Genomic DNA, 1,984 nt, shown 5'->3' with positions numbered 1-1,984 from the left:
ACGGTTCGCAGGAGGCGGTCGAGGCGGCCGGGGCGCTGTGGGCGGTGGAGGGGGACGCGGAGGCGGTGCTGCCCGCGCTGCTCGGAGGGCTGAAGGCGGACAACGTGTACGCGCGGCGCGCGGCGGCGGACGCGCTGGGCAGCCTGGGCGAGCGGGCCGCGGGGGCGGTGCCCCGGCTGCGCGGGCTGCTGCGCCACCGGGAACTGTGGCTGCGGGTGGACGCGGCGATCGCACTGTGGGAGGTTTCCGGGCGGGCCACTGCGTCCGTTCCGGTGCTGCTGGCGGCCTGGGAGGAGAACCGGCACGTCCGGGTCCGGGTCGCGGAGTGCCTGGTGCGGATGAGGCCCGCCGGGGCGGAACCGGACACGGCGCGGGTGCTGCGGGCCGAACTCGCCTCCGTACGCCGTCACAACGCCACGGACGGGGTGCACGGCAGCCATGACACCTACACCGACGAGAAGCTGCTGACGCTGTGCCGCCGGGCGCTCGCGGGAAACACGGGGAAGGAACCCACATGATCATTTTCGGTACGCGGGGCTATCTGTACCAGCTGGCCGTCCTGACGCTGGTGTGCGGCTGGTGCGGGAACCCGGCGGCGCACACGCTGCGCAAGCAGGTCACGAAGTTCACGCTGTTCTTCGTGCCGCTGTTCCCGATCTCGACGAAGTTCGCCACGCAGTGCACGTTCTGCGGCGGCGAGCAGCGGATACCCAAGGAGCAGGCCGACCAGCTGCTGGCCCAGCACGTGGCGTCGCAGGGCGGCAACCCGTTCGGCGGGGCGCCGCAGCCGGGGTACGCGCCGGGGGCGCCGGGCCAGGGGCAGAACCCGTACCAGGGGTGACGGCCGGGTCGGCGCGGGGCACGCGCCGACACCGACCGGCCGCGCACCGGCGCCGAACACCCATAAGGGACTTTCTTCCGAATAAGGTCGGCGGGGCGGGTTCGCCCGTCCCTCGGGTTCGGGATCGGAGGAAGTCATGCGCGCGCGGCCGACCGCCCTGGTGACCCTCGCCGGCGCCCTGCTGCTGGCCGGCTGCGGCACGGGCGGGGAACTGCGCAGCGCGGGCCGGGCCCCGGCCGCCGTCGGCCCGGTACGGCTGTGGCCGACGCTGCCGCCGGCCTCGGCCGCCCCCTACGACTACGGCGAGGGCGAGACCGCGCGCGTCCCCGGCATCCGGGTGCCGGGCGGCGATGTGCGCCGGCTGGACCCGGTGGCGGTGGTGCGGGCGGGCCTGACGGCCCCGCCGGACCGGACCGGTTCATCGGACGAGCTGCCCGCGGGGACGGTACGGGCGATCGGCGCGTGCACGAGCGCGCCCCGGTCCTGCCCGGTGCTGCGGCCCTACTTCCGCGACCTGACCGGGGACGGCCGGGACGAGATGGTGCTGGCCGTCCGCATGCCCGGTCGCCAGCTCTCGGTGCGCGTCTACATGCCGGAGTCCGGCGGGCTGACCCGGATCATGTCCACCTCGGACGCGGTGATCAGCGTGCAGCTCGCCGGGCGCGACCTGATCATGCGGGCGCCGTCCGGGATCACCGGCTACGAGTACCGCACGGCCTGGTCCTGGGACGACCGGCAGCGGGCGATGCTGCCGACGCAGGACGAGATCCTGCGCACCGGCGAGGCCCGGCACCGCTCGCCGGTCCCGCGCCCCTCCGTCTCGCGTCCGCCCCGGCCCACCGCCTCGGTCTCCGGGGAGCGCAGGTGAGCCGCCGGGCGGCCGGGCCGGGGCGGCGGCGGCCCCGGCTGCCGGCCTGGACGGCGACGCTGACCTGGAAGGCCGCCGTGTTCATCACGGTGATGTGCTGCGCGCTCGCCGCGCTCCTGGGCGTCCTGGTGCACACGGCCGTCACCCGCCAGACGGTGGACCACGCCCGCGAGAAGTCGCTCGCCCGGCTGACCGAGGTCTCCCGCGCCTACGAGGCGGGCGAGGCGCTGCCGCCCCGGGCCGGCCTGGACCCGCCCGGCCTGCCCCGCGCGCTG

The 1,984-nt window shown here is 76.0% G+C and carries 3 protein-coding genes and 1 pseudogene; all 4 read left to right on the top strand.

The annotated features are described in order from the left end of the window. Window positions 1–518, top strand: a 518-nt coding sequence (locus MHW47_RS34980; RefSeq protein WP_374230195.1) for a HEAT repeat domain-containing protein, incomplete at its 5' end; no start/stop codon positions are given. Next, window positions 515–841, top strand: a complete 327-nt coding sequence (locus MHW47_RS34975; RefSeq protein ID WP_239227849.1) for a zinc-ribbon domain-containing protein — start codon at window positions 515–517, stop codon at window positions 839–841. The genes MHW47_RS34980 and MHW47_RS34975, both read left to right, overlap by 4 nt. Window positions 842–977: 136 nt before the next feature. Then, window positions 978–1,709: a hypothetical protein gene (locus MHW47_RS34970; RefSeq protein ID WP_239227848.1), complete on the top strand. Its 732-nt coding sequence runs from the start codon at window positions 978–980 to the stop codon at window positions 1,707–1,709. Next, window positions 1,706–1,984 (top strand): annotated as a pseudogene (locus MHW47_RS34965) (two-component sensor histidine kinase); the annotation flags it as partial. The gene MHW47_RS34970 and the pseudogene MHW47_RS34965, both read left to right, overlap by 4 nt.

This window comes from Streptomyces sp. OfavH-34-F (genome assembly GCF_022347745.1).
Lineage (GTDB): Bacteria > Actinomycetota > Actinomycetes > Streptomycetales > Streptomycetaceae > Streptomyces.
Note: the sequence above shows the minus strand (reverse complement) of the source record. Positions and strands in the feature narration are given on the sequence as shown.

Excerpts from the sequence above, each read along its gene's own strand:
- MHW47_RS34970 (WP_239227848.1), top strand. The coding sequence starts at position 978 with ATGCGCGCGCGGCCGACCGCCCTGGTGACCCTCGCCGGCGCCCTGCTG.
- MHW47_RS34975 (WP_239227849.1), top strand. The coding sequence starts at position 515 with ATGATCATTTTCGGTACGCGGGGCTATCTGTACCAGCTGGCCGTCCTG.